Origin of the sequence: Bradyrhizobium erythrophlei (assembly GCF_042430365.1) — a bacterium.
Taxonomy (GTDB): Bacteria; Pseudomonadota; Alphaproteobacteria; order Rhizobiales; family Xanthobacteraceae; genus Bradyrhizobium; species Bradyrhizobium erythrophlei.
The window spans coordinates 1-1065 of sequence record NZ_JBHMET010000266.1; the positions used below are offsets into that span (position 1 = coordinate 1).

The 1065-nt window shown below is 58.8% G+C and carries 2 protein-coding genes; both read right to left on the bottom strand.

Translation table 11 applies throughout. From position 1 onward, the window contains the following. Positions 1-58: 58 nt before the first annotated feature. On the bottom strand, positions 59-262 hold the full coding sequence (locus ACFFWD_RS40280; protein WP_376974948.1) for an ABC transporter substrate binding protein: 204 nt from the start codon (positions 260-262) through the stop codon (positions 59-61). A 230-nt stretch (positions 263-492) separates the two neighbouring features. Then, positions 493-861 (bottom strand): hypothetical protein, encoded by a 369-nt coding sequence (locus tag ACFFWD_RS40285; RefSeq protein ID WP_376974949.1) that lies wholly within the window; start codon positions 859-861, stop codon positions 493-495. Positions 862-1065: the final 204 nt, after the last annotated feature.

The window sequence follows — 1065 nt, forward strand, 5'->3', positions numbered from 1 at the left end:
CATTCTCGGTATCCGTCGGCATGGCTCAAAGGTGCCAATAAGAGACTCATGCGCCGCTCTATTCGATTATCTCGTCGGCGACGGCAAGAAGGCTCAGCGGCAATTCCAGATTGAGCGCACGGGCGGTTTTCAAGTTCACCAGCATCTGGAAACGGGTCGGCTGCTCGACTGGCAGCTCCGAGGGGCTGGCGCCCTTCAGGATCTTGTCGACGTAGTCGGCTGCGCGAGGGTATTGCACATCGATGTTGGTGCCGTAGGACATCAGACCCCCGCACCAAGTCCGAAACCCCCGTGCCGTATAGCGCCGGCAACCGCCGTCGCGCCGCAAAGGCGATCACGGCCTTCCGGTCGTTGAAGATCAAGGGATCGACCCCAACCAGCAGCGCTTCCGGCTGCGACTGCTCGGGCGAAGGCCGGTTCGAAGTCTTGCGGCGCGACGACATCAACCACCAAATTTTCAGAAACAATCCTGCAACAGATCCACCACAGGCGCTACAGTGTGTTTTTCGAGGTTAGAGCTGACCTTGCATGGGTCGCCCGCTCTATGTCTGGCGGCGGATGTTGTAGTCCTGCCATTGCACACCAGACACCGACATAGGCAGCATGCAACGACCTATCTTCAACACTATCCTTGAAGTTCGGGTAATCGATATGGTCGATCATTGCGGCCAAGGCCTGTTTCACCACATCGCGTGGCAGAACCGCCCGATACAGATAATCACGGTTGGTGGTCCGGGTTACCTTGGCATCTGGGAATACCTTCTCGATATCCCCGGCACGCCGAGCCCTGACCAGCAATTCAGCCGGGCCACAATCCTTGCTTACGATGGACAGGTAGCTGTTGTTCGTCATTATCCACATTTGCTTTCTCCCATTTCAGCGGCCTGCAACATGAGCACGCCTATCCGTCGCTTGCGGCCGGGCTCCTGCGCGCGCGGGGCGAGCGGCCGAGTGACCGTGCCGCCAAGAAGTGTGATGAACTCGCGCCGCCTCATTGCCACCCCCGAGGCTCGGGACAGAGCATCGTATTGGCTCAAACTAGCACACTGGAAGGGGCTGGGCTTG

Bases quoted from the DNA above. Each gene is read 5' to 3' on its own strand.
- ACFFWD_RS40280 (WP_376974948.1), bottom strand. From the start codon at position 262: ATGTCCTACGGCACCAACATCGATGTGCAATACCCTCGCGCAGCCGAC.
- ACFFWD_RS40285 (WP_376974949.1), bottom strand. From the start codon at position 861: ATGTGGATAATGACGAACAACAGCTACCTGTCCATCGTAAGCAAGGAT.